The organism is Lentzea kristufekii, from assembly GCF_033949925.1.
Classification (GTDB): Bacteria; Actinomycetota; Actinomycetes; order Mycobacteriales; family Pseudonocardiaceae; genus Lentzea; species Lentzea kristufekii.
Map to the genome: position 1 here is coordinate 267,552 of NZ_JAXAVV010000005.1, position 18,885 is coordinate 286,436.

General features: G+C 70.2%; 17 protein-coding genes. 9 read left to right on the forward strand and 8 right to left on the reverse strand.

Features of this window, described 5'->3' with window-relative positions; all coding sequences use genetic code 11:
• Nucleotides 1–4: 4 nt before the first annotated feature.
• The gene (locus SK571_RS12900; protein WP_319984469.1) at nt 5–370 is read left to right on the forward strand and encodes an Rv2175c family DNA-binding protein; all 366 of its coding nucleotides are present in this window, start codon (nt 5–7) and stop codon (nt 368–370) included.
• A 69-nt stretch (nt 371–439) separates the two neighbouring features.
• Nucleotides 440–838 carry a hypothetical protein gene (locus SK571_RS12905; protein WP_319984272.1) on the forward strand — a complete coding sequence of 133 codons (399 nt, stop codon included), beginning with the start codon at nt 440–442 and terminating at the stop codon, nt 836–838.
• 8 nt (nt 839–846) lie between these two features.
• On the opposite strand, the gene SK571_RS12910 is transcribed toward SK571_RS12905, so the two are convergent.
• From SK571_RS12910 to SK571_RS12920, 3 genes are all read right to left on the reverse strand, one after another.
• Nucleotides 847–1,731, reverse strand: coding sequence for a phytoene/squalene synthase family protein (locus SK571_RS12910; RefSeq protein WP_319984273.1), 885 nt, complete (start codon nt 1,729–1,731; stop codon nt 847–849).
• A complete protein-coding gene (gene mptB, locus SK571_RS12915; protein ID WP_319984274.1) occupies nt 1,728–3,176 on the reverse strand; it encodes a polyprenol phosphomannose-dependent alpha 1,6 mannosyltransferase MptB in 1,449 nt (482 codons plus the stop codon). Before mptB ends, SK571_RS12910 begins: the two co-directional genes overlap by 4 nt.
• A 168-nt stretch (nt 3,177–3,344) precedes the next feature.
• Complete coding sequence (locus SK571_RS12920) at nt 3,345–4,412, reverse strand: polyprenyl synthetase family protein (protein WP_406601972.1); 1,068 nt, start codon at nt 4,410–4,412, stop codon at nt 3,345–3,347.
• 104 nt (nt 4,413–4,516) lie between these two features.
• On the opposite strand from SK571_RS12920, the gene metF reads away from it, so the two are divergent.
• Entirely contained in the window at nt 4,517–5,398 is an 882-nt protein-coding gene (gene metF, locus SK571_RS12925; RefSeq protein WP_319984275.1) for a methylenetetrahydrofolate reductase [NAD(P)H], read from the forward strand.
• Here metF and SK571_RS12930 read toward each other — a convergent pair.
• Nucleotides 5,395–6,048 carry a DUF3153 domain-containing protein gene (locus SK571_RS12930; RefSeq protein ID WP_258950685.1) on the reverse strand — a complete coding sequence of 218 codons (654 nt, stop codon included), beginning with the start codon at nt 6,046–6,048 and terminating at the stop codon, nt 5,395–5,397. The genes metF and SK571_RS12930 overlap by 4 nt on opposite strands.
• Nucleotides 6,049–6,155: 107 nt before the next feature.
• Between SK571_RS12930 and SK571_RS12935 the strand changes: the two genes are divergently transcribed.
• Nucleotides 6,156–7,808: a DUF885 domain-containing protein gene (locus SK571_RS12935; protein WP_319984276.1), complete on the forward strand. Its 1,653-nt coding sequence runs from the start codon at nt 6,156–6,158 to the stop codon at nt 7,806–7,808.
• A gap of 131 nt (nt 7,809–7,939) precedes the next feature.
• Here SK571_RS12935 and SK571_RS12940 read toward each other — a convergent pair whose 3' ends face one another.
• Nucleotides 7,940–8,434, reverse strand: a complete 495-nt coding sequence (locus tag SK571_RS12940) for a VOC family protein (protein WP_319984277.1) — start codon at nt 8,432–8,434, stop codon at nt 7,940–7,942.
• A gap of 24 nt (nt 8,435–8,458) precedes the next feature.
• Between SK571_RS12940 and SK571_RS12945 the strand changes: the two genes are divergently transcribed.
• Nucleotides 8,459–10,024, forward strand: a complete 1,566-nt coding sequence (locus SK571_RS12945; RefSeq protein ID WP_319984278.1) for an alkaline phosphatase D family protein — start codon at nt 8,459–8,461, stop codon at nt 10,022–10,024.
• Here the strand turns inward: SK571_RS12945 and SK571_RS12950 are convergent.
• On the reverse strand, nt 10,001–10,747 hold the full coding sequence (locus tag SK571_RS12950; RefSeq protein ID WP_319984279.1) for a maleylpyruvate isomerase N-terminal domain-containing protein: 747 nt from the start codon (nt 10,745–10,747) through the stop codon (nt 10,001–10,003). The two genes, SK571_RS12945 and SK571_RS12950, sit on opposite strands and share 24 nt — an antisense overlap.
• Nucleotides 10,744–11,163 carry an SAV_6107 family HEPN domain-containing protein gene (locus SK571_RS12955; protein ID WP_319984280.1) on the reverse strand — a complete coding sequence of 140 codons (420 nt, stop codon included), beginning with the start codon at nt 11,161–11,163 and terminating at the stop codon, nt 10,744–10,746. Before SK571_RS12955 ends, SK571_RS12950 begins: the two co-directional genes overlap by 4 nt.
• Before the next feature lie 203 nt (nt 11,164–11,366).
• Here SK571_RS12955 and SK571_RS12960 point away from each other — a divergent pair, with 203 nt between their 5' ends.
• From SK571_RS12960 to SK571_RS12975, 4 genes are all read left to right on the forward strand, one after another.
• Nucleotides 11,367–11,855 (forward strand): YbaK/EbsC family protein, encoded by a 489-nt coding sequence (locus tag SK571_RS12960; protein ID WP_319984281.1) that lies wholly within the window; start codon nt 11,367–11,369, stop codon nt 11,853–11,855.
• The gene (locus SK571_RS12965) at nt 11,852–12,412 is read left to right on the forward strand and encodes a GNAT family N-acetyltransferase (protein WP_319984282.1); all 561 of its coding nucleotides are present in this window, start codon (nt 11,852–11,854) and stop codon (nt 12,410–12,412) included. The genes SK571_RS12960 and SK571_RS12965 overlap by 4 nt, the downstream gene beginning before the upstream one ends.
• Nucleotides 12,413–12,751: 339 nt before the next feature.
• Nucleotides 12,752–13,357, forward strand: coding sequence for a GntR family transcriptional regulator (locus SK571_RS12970; RefSeq protein ID WP_319984283.1), 606 nt, complete (start codon nt 12,752–12,754; stop codon nt 13,355–13,357).
• The gene (locus SK571_RS12975) at nt 13,354–14,340 is read left to right on the forward strand and encodes a 1-aminocyclopropane-1-carboxylate deaminase (RefSeq protein WP_319984284.1); all 987 of its coding nucleotides are present in this window, start codon (nt 13,354–13,356) and stop codon (nt 14,338–14,340) included. The genes SK571_RS12970 and SK571_RS12975 overlap by 4 nt, the downstream gene beginning before the upstream one ends.
• Here the strand turns inward: SK571_RS12975 and SK571_RS12980 are convergent, their stop codons facing one another.
• Entirely contained in the window at nt 14,341–18,882 is a 4,542-nt protein-coding gene (locus tag SK571_RS12980; RefSeq protein WP_319984285.1) for an ATP-dependent helicase, read from the reverse strand.
• Nucleotides 18,883–18,885: the final 3 nt, after the last annotated feature.

Sequence of the window (18,885 nt, forward strand, 5' to 3'; positions counted from 1 at the left end):
CCCCGTGAGTGCGATTCCTGCCGCTGCGGATGTATTGGCTGCCGACCTGGAGGTTCTTCCTCTCCCCGAGGTGGCCGACCGAATGGGACTTCCGGTCACCCGGGTCCACCAAATGCTGCGCGACGGGCAACTGCTCGCCGAGCGGCGGGCCGGCGTTCTCGTCGTCCCCGAGGCGTTCCTCGCTGCCGGTGGGGTGGTGAAGGGTCTGCCCGGCACCATCACGGTGCTGCGCGACCAGAACTTCTCCACGGACGAGATCCTGCGCTGGCTCTTCACGGAGGACGAAAGCCTCCCTGGCACTCCGATCGAAGCATTGCGCGGAGACCGTGGGCGTGAGGTAAAGCGCCGCGCGCAGGCCATGGGCTTCTAGTTCACCCGTTGCAGCGGTTCCGGGCGTCTCATCGAGCGCGAGACGCCCGGAACCTCTGAGCTGGTGCACATGATCACCAAGACTTTCATCGCGGGTCTCACCGCCCTCGGACTGCTCCTCGCGCCGGTCGCCGCGACCGCCGCGCCGGTGGTGCAGGCCAAGCCCACCACGCTCGAACTCGACGCGGGTGGCGCCAAGGTCAAGCTCAAGAAGGGCGACCAGCTCCAGATCAAGGGCAAGCTCGGCGCCAAGGGCGAGCGTCAGCTCACGCTGGGCCTGGACGTGTTCGCCCAGATCAGGGTGAGTGCCTCGGTGTGGACGAACATCTACACCCGCAGCTGCCAGCCGAACTCGACCTTCACCGCGAAGCTCAGCATCGACGCGTCCGCCGACCTGCGCCTCTTCTTCCCCGGCACGAGCGTCTACGCCTCCGCGACGTCGAACATCGTCGGCGTCGTCGTGATCTAAAGCGGGGTTCATGGCGTCGCCGCGCGTGCGAGCGAGGCCCGAGCGAGCAGTGCCCTGCCGGCGCCGGGCACTGCCACCGCGAACCGTCGTGCGTTCGGCACGGCCACACGCCGCCACAGCACCTCGCAGCCGACGAGGCCGAGGATGTCGCGATACAGCGTGTATGCAGTGCGTACACAGGGCCTGGACACCGCGGACAGCATCGCGATCCCCGGCTCCGCCGACCGATACAGCGCATATGAGTGCGCGACGAGGTCGTCCAGCACCCCTTGCACCCGGTCGTTTGCGCGCCGATGACGACGAACCCATTGCAACAGATCTCGGTCGACGCCGTGCGCGGCGAGCACGTCCTGCGGCAGGTACACCCGGCCGCGGTCGAGGTCCTCGCCGACGTCGCGCAGGAAGTTCGTGAGCTGGAACGCCGTCCCGAGCCGTGCCGCGTACGGTGCGGCCTCCTCGCGGGGCACCACGGTGCCGAGCACCGGCAGCATCTGCAGCCCGATGACCTCCGCGGAGCCGTGCACGTAGACACCGAGCGCGTCGAGGTCCGCGTACTCCGTCACGTCGAGGTCCATCCGCATCGACGCGAGGAAGTCGGTGAACAGCGACCTGTCGATGTCGTAGCGGCGCATCGTGTCGGCCAGCGCGAGCAGCACCGGGTTCGACGGCTCCTCGTCCAGGAGCCGCTCCACCTCGTCGAGTCGGCTCGCGCGGTCGGCCACGCCGGCGGCGTCCACGATCTCGTCGGCCCAGCGCGCGAACGCGTACAGCGCGTGCACAGCGGGCCGCTGCTCGGGCCGCAGCAGCGTCGTCGCCAGGAAGAACGTCTTCCCGTACCGCGCGTTGACCCGGCGGCAGGCGGCATAGGCAGAGCTCAGGGTCCCGGGGCTCATTCGTAGCGCGTGGACAGGCCGAACGGGTCCGGCTTCACCAGCGACCGCGCCGCGAGACCCGACACCGCCAGCGCGAAGAACAGGTAGCCCCACGAGTAGAGCGCCGTGTCGCCGTTCGGGAACGTCACGAGCAGCAGGAACAGCGACGCGACCGTCACCGTGACCAGCGCGCCCGTGCTCCACGCGAACCCGGCGGCCAGCGCCAGCGGCCAGCTGAAGTACCAGGGCAGCGTCGCCGGCGACAGCAGCGCCACGGCCAGCATCGTCAGCGCGCCGCGCCGGATGGCGTCGCGCACCTCACCGTCGCGGGCCGCCCACCACTGCGTGTACGCGATCCAGATCAGCACCACCGAGCCCAGCGCCCGCGCCACGCCGATGAAGATGCCGCCGTCGACGTAGACGAACCAGTTCACGACCATGCGCACGAAGTCGCCGACCGCGCTCGGCAGCGACAGCCAGTTGATGATCATCGACGAGCTGCGCAGCGCCGGGATCCAGCCGAGGTTCACCCCGGCGACGACCGTGCACACCGCGAACGTCCCGAGGAACGCGGCGAGGCCCGGCAGCAGCGCCTTGCGGAACTGGGTGCGTTTGTCGCCGTCCAGGCGCGCGGCCCAGATCCAGACGAGGAACGGCACGATCACGACCGCTGTCGCCTTCACCGAGAACGCGAGGGCGAGCAGCACGAAGCCGAGCACGTGCCTGCGGTCGAGCACCAGCAGCACACCGGCGGCCATCAGCCCGATCATCAGCAGGTCGTTGTGCGCGCCGCCGATCAGGTGGATCAGCACCAGCGGGTTCGCCGCGACCAGCCACAGCGCGATCGCCGACTTGCCGCCCAGGTGCCTGCTCAGGCCCGGCAGCGCCCAGCACAGCAGCACCAGTCCGCCCGCCAGGGACAGGCGCATGGTGACGACGCCGAGGATGACGCTCGCGTCCGTGACCCAGACGATCGCCTTGGCGATCAGGATGAACAACGGCCCGTACGGCGCCGGCGTGTGCTGCCACACCCAGCTGACGTTCTCGCTGAGCGTGCTCTGCAGGACGGCGGGCCCGACCGTGTACGGGTCGTAGCCGCTCAGCGCGAGCTGACCCTGGGCCAGGTAGCTGTAGATGTCCTTGCTGAACAGCGGCGGCGCGAACAGCAGCGGCAACGTCCAGACCGTGACCGCGACCAGCACCGCGAAGTCGCCGATCTCACCCCACCGCACGAGGCGGCCGAGCCGGATCCACGCCCAGATGACGAGGCCCAGCCCGAGGTACAGGACCATGCTCGCGAGGTCGCGGCCGTGGCCGTAGCGCAGCCAGCTCAGCCCGACCTGGGTGAGCAGCGGGTCGCGCTCCAGGATCGCGCCGGCACCCATGCCCCCGAGCGCGATCAGCGCCACGCCCAGCAGGCCGAGCATGGTCGTGCGGATGGGGATGGCGTAGGTGTTCGTGCGCACGACTGGTTGAAGCTCCTGTATCGACGCCTCGGAGCTCGTGCGGGGTAGGGACGGAGTTGCTGCCATCGCCCGAACATCGTTGCACAACGCGCGTAAGCGTCAGCAAGCAACGGCCCACACGGTCACGAGGACTTAATCAACCCCCGGCAAGAGACGCACATGATCGACTCAGAAGGTCCGCTTCGTCGAACTGATCGCGAGGTCCGCGAGCTTGGTGGCGGCCGGTTCGGCCACGGGAGCGTCGTCGAGGGCGGCCAGCGCGCTCTTGGTCAGCTCCTCGATGCGCTCCTCGACGGCGTCGACGGCGCCGACGTCCACGAGCGCGCGCCGGACCTGCTCGACGGTGGCGAGGTCGAGGTCGGGCTTGCCGAGAGCGGTGTCCAGCACATCGGCGCCGAACTGCATGCCGAGCGCGACGAGCAGCGTGCGCTTGCCCTCGGAGAGGTCGTCGCCGGCGGGCTTGCCGGTCACCTCGGGGTCGCCGAACACGCCGAGCAGGTCGTCGCGCAGCTGGAACGCGACGCCGATGTCGGCACCGAACGCGCGCAGCCCGTCGATCAGCTCGGGCGAGCCACCCGCCATCGCCGCGCCCATGTGCAGCGGCCGTTCGACGGTGTACGCGGCGGTCTTGAGCCGGTCGATGCGCAACGCGGCGTCGGGCGACGAGTCGCCCCTGGCCTGCGTCAGCACGTCGAGGTACTGGCCGGCGAGCATCTCGGTGCGCATGTCCCGCCACGGTTCGCTCATCCGGCGCAGCACCTCGGACGGCAGCCCGGCGGCGAAGAGCATGTCGTCCGCCCACGCCAGCGCGACGTCGCCGATCAGCACGGCCGCCGACATGCCGAACCGCTCCGACGAGCCGAGCCAGCCCTGCTCGCGGTGCCGTGAGCCGAACGCGATGTGCACGGTCGGCTTGCCCCGCCGCACCGACGAGGCGTCCATCAGGTCGTCGTGGATCAGCGCGCACGCCTGGATCAGCTCCAGCGAGCTGACCGCCGTGAGCACCTCTTCCGCGAGATCGCCGTCGGGATCGCCCCCGGCCGCGCGCCAGCCCCACCACGCGTACGTCGGGCGGATGCGCTTGCCACCGCCCAGCACGAAATCGGAGAGCGCGTCGACGGCGCTCGCAAAGCTCGGGTCCATCGCCTCGCCGGACGCGCGGCGGGAGGCCAGATACGTGGTCAACGCTGCTTCGACGTGCTGGGGCAACGCAACGTCGATGGGGTGGTGGGACACACGTCCATGTTCCGCTGTGTCCGGGGCCACCCGCATGTCGGGGCCTGCGTACCACATGGTGAGCAGGAGTCTCACCTGGCGGAAGACCCACTAGTGTTGGTCCCATGACGTCGGTGGTGGAGCGACTCCGGGGTGAGTCACCCAAGTTCTCGGTGGAGTTCCTGCCTCCCCGGGACGCGGAGGACGAGAAGGTCCTCTGGAAGGCCGTCCGCGAGCTGGAAGGCCTCGACCCGGCGTTCGTGTCGATCACCTACGGAGCCGGCGGGTCGCGCCGGGACCGCACGATCCGCGCCACCGGCCGCATCGCGCAGGAGACGACGCTGCTCCCCGTCGCGCACCTCACCGCCGTCGAGCACTCGGTGGCGGAGCTGCGCAACGTCATCGGCTGGTACGCGGCGATCGGCGTGCGCAACATCCTGGCGCTGCGCGGCGACCCTCCCGGCGACCCGATGGGCGAGTGGGTCGCGCACCCGGAAGGCCTCAGCTACGCCGACGAGCTGGTGCGGCTGGTCCGCGAGCTCGGCGACTTCTGCGTGGGCGTGGCGGCGTTCCCGTACGGGCACCCGCGCTCGGGCGACCTCGACACCGACCTCAAGTTCCTGCTGCGCAAGCTCAACGCGGGCGCGGACTACGCGGTGGCCCAGCTGTTCCACGCGCCGGAGCCGTTCCTGCGGATGCGCGACAGGGTGGCGGCGGCGGGCTGTTCCGCGGCGATCCTGCCCGGGATCATGCCGATGCTCTCGCCGCGCGGCCTGGCCAAGATCGTGGAGCTGTCCGGCGCCGATCTGCCGCTGGAGGTCTCACGCCGGCTGGAGCCGTACGCGGACGACGTGGCGGGGTTCCGGGCGACCGGCATCGACATCGCGACCGAGATGTGCCAGCGGCTGCTCGACGAGGGCGTTCCCGCGCTGCACTTCTACACGATGAACAGGTCCAAGGCGACGAAGGAAGTGCTGGGGCGCCTGGGCCTGGTGACGCGCGCCTAGAGCGTGACGTTGCGTTTGTGCGCGATGAGCGCGAGCACGACGACTATCAGCGCGGCACCGCCGGTGAGCCCGGCGACCAGCAGCGCCCAGCCGAAGAACGAGCTGGAGTTCTCGCCCGCGTACTGCACGGTGGCCTGCAGCATCGACGCCTGACCGGGTTTCGGAGACCACGCGATCGTGTTGTTCTCCTCCTCGCGGCCGTTGGTGTTCACGATCTTGCCGGGGAAGCTGACCTTGATCTGGATGTCCGCGCGTTCCACGGGCACCTGGGTGAGGTCGACCGACCCCGAGAGCGTGACAAGATCACCCGACCGGCGGAAGTTGAGGCTGTAGCGGCTGTTGGACGAGCTGGTGGACGTCGACAGCGTCCGCATCTCGTCGAACGACAGGCCGTTGAAGAACAGCTGCGTGCCCGCGTACGACTCCACCCGGTACGGCTTGGTGGTGACGCGGCTCGCGAGCTCCGGTGGCACCTTGAGCTGCGGACCGGGGTCGTTGTCCTGCGTCGGTGGCGTGGCCGCGACGATCTCACCGGAGATGCGGTCGTCGTCGGACACGGCCATGGCGGCGTACACGCGAACGCAACCACTCAGCGAAAACAGGGTGAGCAGCAAGAAGACCGGCAGCAGCAGTGCCCGGGAACGACGCACCCGGACATCCTGCCAGCACGGCCCAAACGACGCAGGTCCCCTTCGACGGTCGTGAGCTTGACTAACTACCTTTTGGTGTCGAGAAGCGCGAGGTAGCGTCTCGGCGCATGGCATCCGTGCACGAGATCAGCAACAAATTCGTCAGCGACTACGTGGCGCTCGACCCCATCACGGCCACGAGCCTGGGCTTCGCGGGTTCCGACGACCAGCTGACGGACCTCTCCCCGGAAGGGCACGCGGCGCGCGACGAACTCGCCGTCCGCGCTCTCGCCGCCGTCACCGCCGCACAGCCCGCGGATGCCTCCGAGGAAGCGGCACGCGCCGTCTTCCTGGAACGCACGGGCCTGGAACACGAGCTGTACGAGGCCGGTGAGACCGAGTCCTCGCTGAACGTCATCGCGAGCCCGATCCAGTCCGTGCGCGACATCTTCGACCAGATGCCGACCGACACCCCGGAGCAGTGGGCCACCATCGGCCGCCGCCTCTCCGCCGTGCCCGCCGCACTCGACGGCCTGCGCGCCTCTCTCTCGCACGCCGCCTCCCGCGGCCACGTCTCCGCATTGCGTCAGGTCACCCAGGTCGCCAAGCAGTGCGACACCTTCGCCTCGACGTTCTTCGGCCCGTTCGCCGCCTCCGCCGACGTCGACGGCTCCGTGCGCTCCTCTCTCGACGCCGGCGCCACCGCCGCTGCGGCCGCCTACGCGGACTTCGCCTCGTTCCTCCGCACGACGCTGGCTCCTCAGGCGCCGACGAAGGACGCGGTCGGCGAGGAGCGCTACCGCCTCGGTTCTCGCTACTTCACCGGCTCGCGGCTCGACCTGGCCGAGGCCTACGCGTGGGGCTGGGAAGAGTTCCTCGGCATCGAGGCCGAGATGAAGGAGGTGGCTTCACGGCTCAAGCCGGGTGCCACCCTGGCGGAGGCCGCCGCGTTCCTCGACGAGCACCCGCGCTACCAGGTGCACGGCCAGGACGGCCTGCAGGCGTGGATGCAGGAACTGTCCGACAAGGCCCTGCTCGACCTGCGCGACGTGCACTTCGACCTGCCGGACGCGCTGATGAACCTCGAGTGCAGGATCGCCCCGCCCGGCGGTGCCGTCGGCGCCTACTACACGCAGCCGACCGCGGACTTCTCCCGCCCCGGCCGCATGTGGTGGTCGATCGCCGAGGGCAAGTCGGTGTTCCCGACGTGGCGCGAGACCTCGACGGTCTACCACGAGGGTGTGCCGGGCCATCACCTCCAGTGCGCGACGGCGGTGTACCAGTCCGAGACGTTGAACGACTTCCAGCGCCTGATGTGCTGGGTGTCGGGCCACGGCGAGGGCTGGGCGCTCTACGCGGAACGCCTCATGCGCGAACTCGGCTACCTCGACGACGACGGCGACCTGCTCGGCATGCTCGACGCCCACCTGTTCCGCGCGGCGCGCGTGATCATCGACATCGGCATGCACCTGGAGCTGGAGATCCCGGCCGGCACCGGCTTCCACCCCGGTGAGCGCTGGACCCCCGAACTCGGCCTCGAGTTCATGATGACCCGCACCCTCTCGGAGCCCGCGCACATCCGCGACGAGATCGACCGCTACCTCGGCTGGCCGGGCCAGGCACCGGCGTACAAGATCGGCGAGCGCCTGTGGCTCGCCGCCCGCGAGGACGCGCGGACCCGCAAGGGCGCCGACTTCGACCTCAAGCTCTTCCACAAGGAAGCCCTGGAGATGGGCGCGATGGGCCTCGACACCCTTCGTGAACGGTTGGCCGCCCTCTGACGCGACGGCCAGGCGCAACGCTCTGACCAGCGTTTACTGACCCTTATGCAAAAGACGTTTGCGGACGTCCGCAAACGTCTTTTGCATAAGCTGATATATCGCGGTCTGGTATATCGGATATCAGTGGCCCGTTACGCCGGGTCGGCCCACCGGACGCGCACGCGGTTCGTGATCGGCTCCGGATCGTCGGTCCGCACGAACTCGAGCCACGGACCCGGCTCGGGCCGCACCGAGGCGAAGCCGTCGCCGCTGCGCACCACCGGGTGCCCGGTCGCCCCGGCCGACGCCAGCGGATCACGTGAGTCGACGACGACGGCCGCGATCACGCCGGGGTACTCGGGCCGGGGTTCGAGGACGCAGAACTCGTTGCCCTGCGGATCGCGCAGCACCACCCACGGCACGTCGATCTGACCGACGTCGGCGTGCTCGGCGCCGAGCTTCAACGCCCGCGCCACGACGTCCGCCTGGTGCTCGGGCGACGTCGAGGCCAGGTCGAGGTGCACCCGGTTCTTCTCGATCTTCGGAATGTCGCTCCACACGAACGTCAGCTCGATCTCGTCGCCGGCGAACTCGGACCAGAACGCGGCCAGCGCGGGGGGATCCGCCGCCTCGAACGTGATTTCCACTCGTGCGAGGGTACTGTCTCGCGCGTGGCGAAGCTGGTGCTCGGACCGCTCCTGAGATATGTCGACGCATCGTCTGCGACGGTGTGGGTCGAGACGGACGCCTCGTGCGAGGTCACTATCGCCGGTCACACCGCTCGCACGTTCCAGGCGGGCAGGCAGCACTTCGCGCTCGTCCGGCTGGAGGACCTGGGGCCACGAACCGAGTACGACGTGAGACTGGACGGCGAGAGCGTCTGGCCCGAACCCGGCAGCGGCTTCCCGAAACCGGTCATCCGCACCGGCGAGGTCCGCCGGATCGCCTTCGGGTCGTGCCGCGCCGCCCCGAACCAGCCGGTCGGCCCCGACGCCCTCGACGCGTTCGCGCAACGGCTGATGGCTACACCGGAACCGGAATGGCCCCAGGCGCTGATCCTGCTGGGGGACCAGGTCTACGCCGACGAACCCACCGAGGCCACCAAGCAGTGGCTGCGGGACAGCAGGAACGGCACGAAGGAACCCGACGGCGAGGTCGTGCACTTCGGCGAGTACGCCCGTCTCTACCACGAGACCTGGGGCGACCCGGAGATCCGCTGGCTGCTGTCGGTCGTGCCGACGTCGATGATCTTCGACGACCACGACGTGCGCGACGACTGGAACACGTCCGCGGTGTGGCGCAAGGAGATGGCGGACAAGCCGTGGTGGCGTGACAGGATCCGCGGCGCCATCTCCTCCTACTGGGTCTACCAGCACCTCGGCAACCTGGGGCCGGACGAGCTCGCGCGAAACGCCTTGTACGCCAAGGTGAAGGCCCAGGACACGGACGTGCTGCCGTTGCTGGAGGAGTTCGCCGAGGAAGCGGACAAGGAGGTGGAGGGCCGCAAGTCGACGTGGTGGAGCTTCCGCCGCGAGTTCGGCCGCGCCAGGCTGCTGATGGTCGACACGCGTTCCGGCCGCATCCTCGACGAGGGCAAGCGGCAGATGGTCAGCGACGAGGAGTTCGAGTGGATCGAGCGGAACACCGAAGGCGACTTCGACCACCTGCTGATCGGCTCGTCGCTGCCGTGGCTGATGCCGCACGCGCTCAGCCACTTCCAGTCCCTCAACGAGATCGGCGCGCGCAAGCCGGGCTGGCAGGGCAAGGCGGCGGAGGGGATCAGGCAGGCGGTCGACCTGGAGCACTGGCCGGCGTTCCGCGAATCGTTCGACCGGCTCTCCCGCATGATCGAGAAAGCGGCGAACAACGGCTCCGCCACGGTGTGCGTGCTCTCCGGCGACGTCCACCACAGCTACGTCGCCGAGGCCGAGTTCCCCAGGCCCACCAAGGCCTTGGTCGCGCAACTCGTGTGCTCGCCCATCCACAACGAGGCGCCGAAGTTCCTGCGTCCTGCGTTCCGGCTGTCGTGGTCCCGCGCGGCCTCGTGGGTGTTCCGCCGGCTCGCGACGCTGGCCGGTGTGCCGGAGGACCTGGTGCACTGGCGAAAGACCAGCGGCCCGCACTTCGGGAACTCCGTGGCACTGCTGGACTTCGACGGCCGCCGCGCCCGCTACCGGCTGCTGTCGGCAACGGGCGAGGAGACCGCGAGCGTGCTACTTGGTCGCGAGCCGCAGTAGCGCCCACAACTGCGCGATCGCGTCGTGGTCGCCGACCACCTCGACCATCCGGTCGGGCAACCGTCCCCACAGCCAGCGGTACATCGTCATCGGGCCCGCCGACACCTGCGCGTCGGCGCCGTGGGTGTCCTCCGGGTCGACCACGCGCCACGCCGACGCGCCGTGTGGTCCGCAGCGCGTGAGCCACAGGTGGTCCTCGACCTGGATGGTGACGAGGCTGTCCCGCGACCCCCGCACCCCGAGCACGTCCAGCTTGTGCCCCAGCCACAACGTGAGCACCTCGTCGACGCCGTCGACCGCGACCTCGTCGTCGACGGCACCGACCTCCATGCCCGCGGCACCTTGGACGTCCATGCGGTGCACCGTCGTCTCGTGCGCGAGCCGTCGCCGCCAGAACCCGTAGTTCTGCTGATCAGGCCACCACGTCGCGCACGGCTCGTCCTCGTCGTGCGTTTCGAGTTCCGCGATCACGGCCTCCGCGCCCGAGCGCATGAACTCCAGCGCGTCCTCGCCGGGCTCCGGAAAGTCCTGCCATTCCCCGACCTCAGGCTCACGGCCGAGCCTGATCCACGCCAGCGCGCCGCGATAGCCGCCGCCGATGTGCCGCACTGTCTCCCCGAGGTTCAGCCCAGGACAGGCAGGCACGCCCTTGTGCGGTGGCTGGCCGATCGCGGACATGACGAGCAGCTCCGCCTCACGACGCAGAACTTCCAGATGGTTCACGGCTGTGCCTCGCTCATCACGCGGTCGACGAGCGCCACGAACAGATGGGTCTGGCGCACCAGGTCGTCTGCAGTGCGCGCGTTGACATGTCTGGTGATTCCCGCGAGCACGGCGGCCCGTGTGGACGACCACGACGCGAAGAAAGCGGCCCACTCACTCATTTCCGGTGCCATCGCGGCGAGCAGCACCCACGCGCTGGTCGGCCTCGACCGTCCGCGGTGGGGCCGTCCACGCAAGGCGAGCACTGCGGCAGCAGCGCGCAACGCGGCGAGGTAAGCGGTCGCGAACCGCTCCGGGGGTTCGGGCGTGCGCTCCGACTCGGCGAGCGAGTCGTGGGCCTGCCGCAGCAGGACGAGCGCGGACGCGGGTGGCAACGGGATGGGGAAGGCTGCCGGATTCGAAAGATCGGCTGTCATCTCGGCCTCCTCGTGGCGTCGGTGAACGACGTCACCGCCGAGGGGAAGCCGGCGGCTCTCGGAGGTGGGGTGCTTCCCCCACCCCACCTCCGAGGCATGGTGAGACTCGAACACATGTTCGAGTCTCCCTCAGCGTAGCTGTCAGCCGATGGATTCCTCAACCCGGCCCACCGCGTGGGCGCGAGTCGTGGTCTCATGGAGACGTGAGTGCGCTCGAACACCCCGGAATCCGCAAGGTCGCGGAAGCCCTGCCGCCCGCCACCGCCGCACGCATCGTCGTGCTGCCGGACGCCGTGCGGACCGCGGCGGCCGCGGCGCAGGCGGTAGGTGTGCAGGTAGGCGCGATCGCGAACAGCCTGGTGTTCGCCGCGGTGCGCGACGGCGAGGCGGCCCCGCTGCTGGTGCTGACGTCGGGCGCGCACCGCGCGGACACGTCACTGGTCGCCGCACTCGTGGGCGCGGACGCCGTCAAGCGCGCCGACCCCGAGTTCGTCCGTGAGCACACGGGTCAGGTGATCGGCGGCGTGTCGCCGGTCGGGCACCCGGCGCCGATCGAGACCGTGGTGGACGAGTCGCTGTCCGGCTACGAGGAGATCTGGGCCGCCGCGGGCCATCCGCACGCCGTCTACCCCACGACCTTCGCGGACCTGGTCGCGCTGACGGGCGGACGCGTCGCGGCGGTGAAGGCATGACGGCCTCGCCGCGCCTGGAGCGCATCGTCGAGATCACCGCCTCGGAACTGAACGTGCGGCTGGGCGAAGCGCTCGCGCTGTACGTGACGGCGATGAACTACCCGCCCGCCACCGTCGAGCAGCGCGCCCCGATGTGGCTCGCCCACATGATGCGCGAGGACTGGCGCTGCGTCGTCGCGCTGGGGGAGCAGGACGAACTCGTCGGCATCGGCTACGGCTACCGCGGTGCGACCGGCCAGTGGTGGCACGAGCAGGTGCGGCGCGGACTGATGCAGGTCTCGCCGCCCGTCGTCGTCGACAGCTGGCTCACCGACTACTTCGAACTCACCGAACTGCACGTGCTGCCGCGCGCACAGGGCCGTGGCCTCGGCGAGGAGCTGCTGCGCCGCCTGCTGGAGGGCGTGCGGTCCTCCTGCGTGCTGCTTTCCACGCCCGAGGGCCCGAGCAAGGCGTGGAAGCTCTACCGCCGCGTCGGCTTCGAGGACGTGCTGCGGCACTACCAGTTCACCGGCGACCCGCGCCCGTTCGCGGTGCTCGGCCGCAAGCTGCCGATCTGACCGGCAGGCGCTCAGAGCCGGTCCGACTCCCCGTCCAGTCGATCACGTATCCAAGCCGGCAGCCGCTCCTCTCGGGCATGTCGTAGCCGAACGCGCACGCGGTCCGACCCGAATCGCGGCGCCGCGAGGCCGCCCGCTCTTCCGGCTCGATCACGCCGATCGAGCCGCCTTCATGCAAAAACGTTTGCGGACGTCCGCAAACGACTCATTGCAATGGCCCCTGGTGCGTGGCGCGGTGTGGGCCGCGAAGCTGTATATCGCCAGTTCAGACTGCTTTGGTTGCGATCACTTGACCCCGGCCCTAGTCTCACCAATATGCAATATATTGGATATGGGTCGTTGAAGGAACGCGCGGCGGCCGAGATCCGGTCGGCGATCGTGCGGGGCGATCTGGAGCCCGGCACGCCCATCAAGGACGTCGAGCTGGCGGAACGGCTGGGTCTGTCCCGCACCCCGGTACGGGAGGCGCTCGCCACGCTGTCCGATGAAGGTCTCGTCGAGACCAAGCCGCATGCGTACACCCGTGTCACCGCACTCGAAGCGGAGCCCGTGCGCGACGCGCTCGTCGTCGTGCAGACGATGCACGCCCTCGCGATCGGCCTGGCGGTGCCGAAGATGACGGCCGAGGACATCGCCGCGATGCGCGCCGCGAACAAGGCCTTCAAGAAGGCGCTCGACGCCGACGACGCTGCTGCCGCGCTGGCCGCCGACGACGAGTTCCACGCCGTGGCCGTCCGCTGCTGCGACAACTTCGCGATCGCCGCGACCATCGACCGCTTCACCCCGCTGGTGCGCAGGATCGAGCACAGCCGGTTCTCCTCGCCGAACGCACGGCATTCCGTGACGCAGCACCAGCAGATCATCGAGGCGTGCGAGCAGGGCGACGACCTGCTGGCCACGACCCTGGTCGACCAGAACTGGAACACCCTGAAGGAGGAACTGTGAACAGATTCCCGCTTCTCTTCGGTCCGTCTCCGGTCCACCGCCTGGACCGCCTCACGGCTCACCTCGGCGGCGCCTCCGTCTGGGCGAAGCGCGAGGACTGCAACTCCGGCCTCGCCTACGGCGGCAACAAGACCCGCAAGCTCGAGTACCTCGTCGCCGACGCCCTGGCCACCGGCTGCGACACCCTCGTGTCGATCGGCGGCATCCAGTCCAACCACACCCGCCAGGTCGCGGCCGCCGCGGCCCGCGCCGGCCTGAAAGCCGTGCTGGTGCAGGAGAGCTGGGTCGAGTGGTCCGACGTCGGCAGTGACCGCGTGGGCAACATCCTGCTCAGCCGCATGATGGGAGCCGACGTCCGGCTGGTGAACGCCGAGTTCGGCATCGGCGTCAAGCCCGCCTGGGAACAGGCGATCGACGAGGTCCGCGCGAACGGCGGCAAGCCCTACCCGATCCCCGCAGGCGCCTCCGACCACCCGCTGGGCGGCATGGGGTTCGCGAACTGGGCCGACGAGGTCCGCCAGCAGGAAGCCCAGCTCGGCATTTTCTTCGACACCATCATCGTCTGCTCCGTCACCGGCAGCACCCAGGCGGGCATGGTCGCCGGTTTCGCGAACGACACCAACCGCCGCGTGCTGGGCATCGACGCGTCCGCCAAACCCGCCGAGACCCTCGACCAGATCACCCGCATCGCGCACAACACCGCCAAGCTCCGCGAGGTCACGGTGTCCGAAGAGGACATCCTCCTCGACGACCGCTTCCACGCCGGCACCTACGGCATCGCCGACGAGTCCACACTGGAGGCCATGCGCCTCGGTGCCGGGCTGGAAGCGATGATCACCGACCCGGTCTACGAGGGGAAGTCCCTGGCGGGGCTCATCCACCTCGTGTCGTCGGGCGAGATCGACCGCGACTCCACGGTCCTCTACGCCCACCTCGGCGGACAGCCCGCGCTCAACGCCTACAGCTCGCTGTTTCCCGCCTGATCACGCTCGCAGGCGCAAGCCCTTCGGAGTGGCGCGGAAACCGGCCTCCTGCAGGACCGTCGCCAGGTGCGAGGTGAGCGCGATCTCGCCATCGGCTCGCTGGACCGCCAGCTGGCCCAGCCAGCCGTCGCGGACAGCCCGGCTCAGTGCGTTCGCGGCGGTGCGCAGGGTCGGATCGTCGTCGGTGAACGACAGCAGCGACTTGCCTCCTCGTTCCACGTAGAGCACCGGGGTGCCGTCGACCAGCACCGCCAGCGCGCCGGCTTTGCGAGCAGGCCTGTGCTTGCCCTCGCCCAGCGGATCCGGCCACGCCAGAGCGGCTCCGTAGGGCTGGGCCGGGTCGGCCGCGGCGAGCACCACCGCGACCTCATCGGCTTGTGAGGGCTGACCGGGCGGGCGCGACAACGCCCGCAGGCGGTCCACGGCGCCTCGTGCCGCGAACTGGGCGGCGCCCAGCCCCTCGACGACGTAACCGCGGATGACCTGGTTCGACTCCTCCATGGCCCGCAGCACCTTGTAGACACCGCTGAACCCACCCGTCACGCGTTCGGTGTCGAGAGCGCCCCTCGTCAGCACGCCGTGGCGTTCCAGGAAGGCCTCGGCACGCGCGTGCGCCCGGCGGGTCGGGTTGTCGGCCGGGGTCACCGCGAGAGACCAGCGACCGGCGGCGGTCGGCGGACCCGTGCGAGAAGGCATGTCGGGACGGGAACGCAGCCGGGCGTAGCGGCCGCGCGGAGCACTGCGGCGAGGTTTGTGCGCCGCGCCGCCACCGGACACCAGCGCGCGCAACGGCGACAACGTGTCGTTCGTGATCAGCCCCGCCCACACCAGATCCCACAGCGTGCCGACGACTTCGGCGTCCGTGCACGTCACGGACAGCGAGGCGCGGTCGACCACCTGGCGGAAGAACAACGCCCCGCCCGACAACGCCTCCAGGACCGCGGTGTGCAGCGGTGACTCCGGGATCGACTCCGGCACCAGGTCGGGCAGCAGCAGGTCGGCCACGTCGACGGGGGCGAGCGCGATCCACCCGTCGCCCCCGGCCAGCGCGCCGCAGCCCGTCCACGTCACCTCGCCGGACGCCGTCAGCTCGTCCAGCAACGCCGGGTAGTAACCGGGCAACCGGGACGGGAGCAGCAGAGATTCGAAGGCGCTCGCGGGAAGCGGTGCACCCGCGAGCTGTTCCACCACCGAGAACACGTCGTCGACCGTCGGTGCCGAACGCAGCCGCCGGCCCAGGCCGTGCCACTGCGGAAGGAACCGGCCCAGTGCGGCCGGTTCGACCGGCTCCACCTCGGACCGCAGCCGTGCAAGCGACGCCCGGCGCAGGCGGCGCAGCACGTCCGCGTCGCAGTACTCGGTGTGCGTGCCGCCGGGACGGAGCTCACCGCGCACCAACCGGCCGGTGGCCGCCATCCGTTCCAGCACACCCGTCACCACGGCCACGCCCAGACCGAAGCGGGCAGCGGGTTCGGAGGCGGGGAACGGCCCGTGAGTGCGGGCGTAGCGGTTCAGCAGGTCGCCCAGCGGATCCGCCACCGGTTCGGTGAACGCCTCCGGCACGCCGACCGGAAGCGCGACACCGAGCGCGTCGCGGACCTTGCCCGCGTCCTCGATCGAGATGCTGCGTTCCTCGCCGGCGATCCGGACGCGGATCACCCGGCGCTCGGCAACCAGCTCGTCCAGCCACTCGCGCGGCACGCCGCGTTCGAGCGCCTCCGCGTCCGAGAGGTCTCCCAGGAACCGCAACAGGTCCGCGGTGTCCTCGGCGTGCCGCGGGCGGCGGTCCTCGGAGAGGCGTTGCAGGCTGCGCTCGACCTCGGCCACGATCTCCGGGTCGAGCAGCTCGCGGATCGCCTCCGAGCCGAGCAGCTCGGCGAGCAGCGTCGAGTCGAGCGACAACGCCGCCGCCCGCCGTTCCGCCAGCGGAGCGTCCAGCTCGTAGAGGAACATGCCCACGTACCCGAACAGCAGGCTGCGGGCGAACGGCGACGGCGACGGGGTCTCCACCTCGACCACGCGCACCTTGCGCGCGCGGACGTCCGACATCAGCTCCTTCAGGCCCGGCACGTCGTACACGTCCTGCAGGCACTCGCGCATCGCCTCCAGGACCACCGGGAAGCTCTCGTACTTCGAGGCGACCGACAGCAGCTGCGCCGACCGTTGCCGCTGCTGCCACAACGGGGTGCGCCGGCGTGGATCGCGGCGGGGCAGCAGCAGCGACCGGGCCGCGCACTCGCGGAACCGGGCCGCGAACAACGCCGAGCCGCCCACCTCCGCGACCACGATCTGCTCGACCTCGTCGGGGTCGAGCAGCACGTCCTCCGCGCCCGCCGTCACCTCGACGCCCTCGTAGTCCAGGGCGTCGGGCAACCGCAGCACGATGCCGTCGTCGGAGTGCGCCGCCTGCACCTCGACACCGCGCTTCTCCCGCAGGCGAGCCGCGATCGCGAGCGCCCACGGCGCGTTGACCTGAGCGCCGAACGGGGAGTGCACGACGAGCCGCCAGTCACCCAGCTCGTCGCGGAACCGTTCCACCAGAACGGTCCTGTCGTTCGGCACGTGCCGCGTCGACTCCCGCTGCTCGCCCAGGTACGCCAGCAGGTTGTCCGTCGCCCACTCGTCCAGACCGGCGGACGTGGCGCGTTCGCGCGCTGCGGAATCCTCCATCGTGGACACTTCGCGCAGGAACTTGCCCATCGCCCGGCCGAGTTCGAGCGGACGCCCCGGAGCGTCGCCCTTCCAGAACGGCATCCGCGCGGGCTGGCCCGGCGCGGGCACCACGATCACCCGGTCGTGGGTGATGTCCTCGACCCGCCACGACGACGTGCCCAGCAGGAACGTGTCGCCGACCCGCGACTCGTAGACCATCTCCTCGTCGAGCTCGCCGACGCGGGAACCGGGACCGTTCTCCGAGGCCGGCGTCATGACCGCGAACAACCCCCGGTCGGGGATCGTGCCTCCGGACGTGACCGCCAGCCGTTGCGAACCGGGCCGGCCGCGCAGCTCGGAGTTCACCCGGTCCCAGGTGATCCGCGGCCGAAGCTCGCCGAACTCCTCGGACGGGTACCGGCCGGACAGCATGTCCAGCACCGCGTTCAGCGCCGACTCGGGCAGCCCGGCGAACGGCGCCGCGCGCCGCACCAGCGCCGTCAGCTCCTCGACCGTCCACGTCTCCATCGCGACCATCGCGACGATGTGCTGCGCCAGCACGTCGAGCGGGTTGCGCGGGAACCTCACGGCCTCGATCGCGCCGTCCCGCATCCGTTCCGCCACCACCGCGCACGACACCAGGTCGCCGCGGAACTTCGGGAACATCACGCCCCGCGACACCGCGCCCACCTGGTGCCCGGCCCGGCCGACGCGCTGCAGCCCGGACGCGACCGACGGCGGTGCCTCCACCTGCACCACCAGGTCGACCGAGCCCATGTCGATGCCGAGCTCCAGCGACGACGTCGCCACGACGCAGGGCAGCCGGCCCGACTTCAGGTCCTCTTCCACGGCGGTGCGCTGTTCCCGCGACATCGAACCGTGGTGCGCGCGAGCGACGGACGCGGTCTTCTGCACCGTCATCCCGGACTGGCCGATCGCCTCGGCCGGGAACGACTCCAGCTCCGCCGCCTCTTCGGCGAGCTCGTTCAACCGCGCGGTCAGCCGTTCCGCGAGCCGCCGTGAGTTCGCGAAGACGATCGTCGACCGGTGCGCCCGCACCAGCTCCAGGATCCGCGCCTCGACCGACGGCCAGATGGAGGTGCGCTGCTCGGCTCCGGCGGCCGAACCCGACACCTCACCCGTCGGCTGGCCGAGCAGCGACATGTCCTCGACCGGTACTTCCACCTCGACCTGGATGACCTTGGGCGTCTTCGGCTGCACCACCGACACCGGCCGCCCGCCGGACAGGAACGTGCTGATCTCCTCGACCGGCCGCACCGTCGCCGACAACCCGATCCGCTGCGCCGGCCGGTCGAGCAGCGCGTCCAGCCGTTCGAGTGACAACGCGAGGTGCGCGCCGCGCTTGGTGCCCGCCACCGCGTGCACCTCGTCGACGATCACCGTCTCCACGCCGCGCAACGACTCGCGTGCCGACGACGTCAGCAGCAGGAACAACGACTCCGGCGTCGTCACCAGCACGTCCGGGGGAGTGCGCCCGAACGCCCTGCGTTCCTCCGGGGACGTGTCACCCGTGCGCATGCCCACGGTGATCGACGGCTCGGTCAGGTCCAGCCGGTGCGCCGCCTGCCTGATGCCGGCCAGAGGAGCGCGCAGATTTCGTTCGACGTCCACCGCCAGCGCTTTCAACGGTGAGACGTAAAGCACCCGGCAGCGCCGTTTCGGCTCCGACGGCGTGGAGGAAGAAGCCAGCCTGTCCAGCGCCCACAGGAACGCGGCCAGCGTCTTGCCCGAGCCCGTCGGGGCGATGACCAGCGCGTGCTCGCCCGCCGCCGCGGCCGCCCACGCACCCGTCTGCGCCTGGGTTGGCGCGGCGAAGGCCCCTGCGAACCACTGCCTGGTCGCCGGTGAGAATGCCTCCATCACGTCCATGGC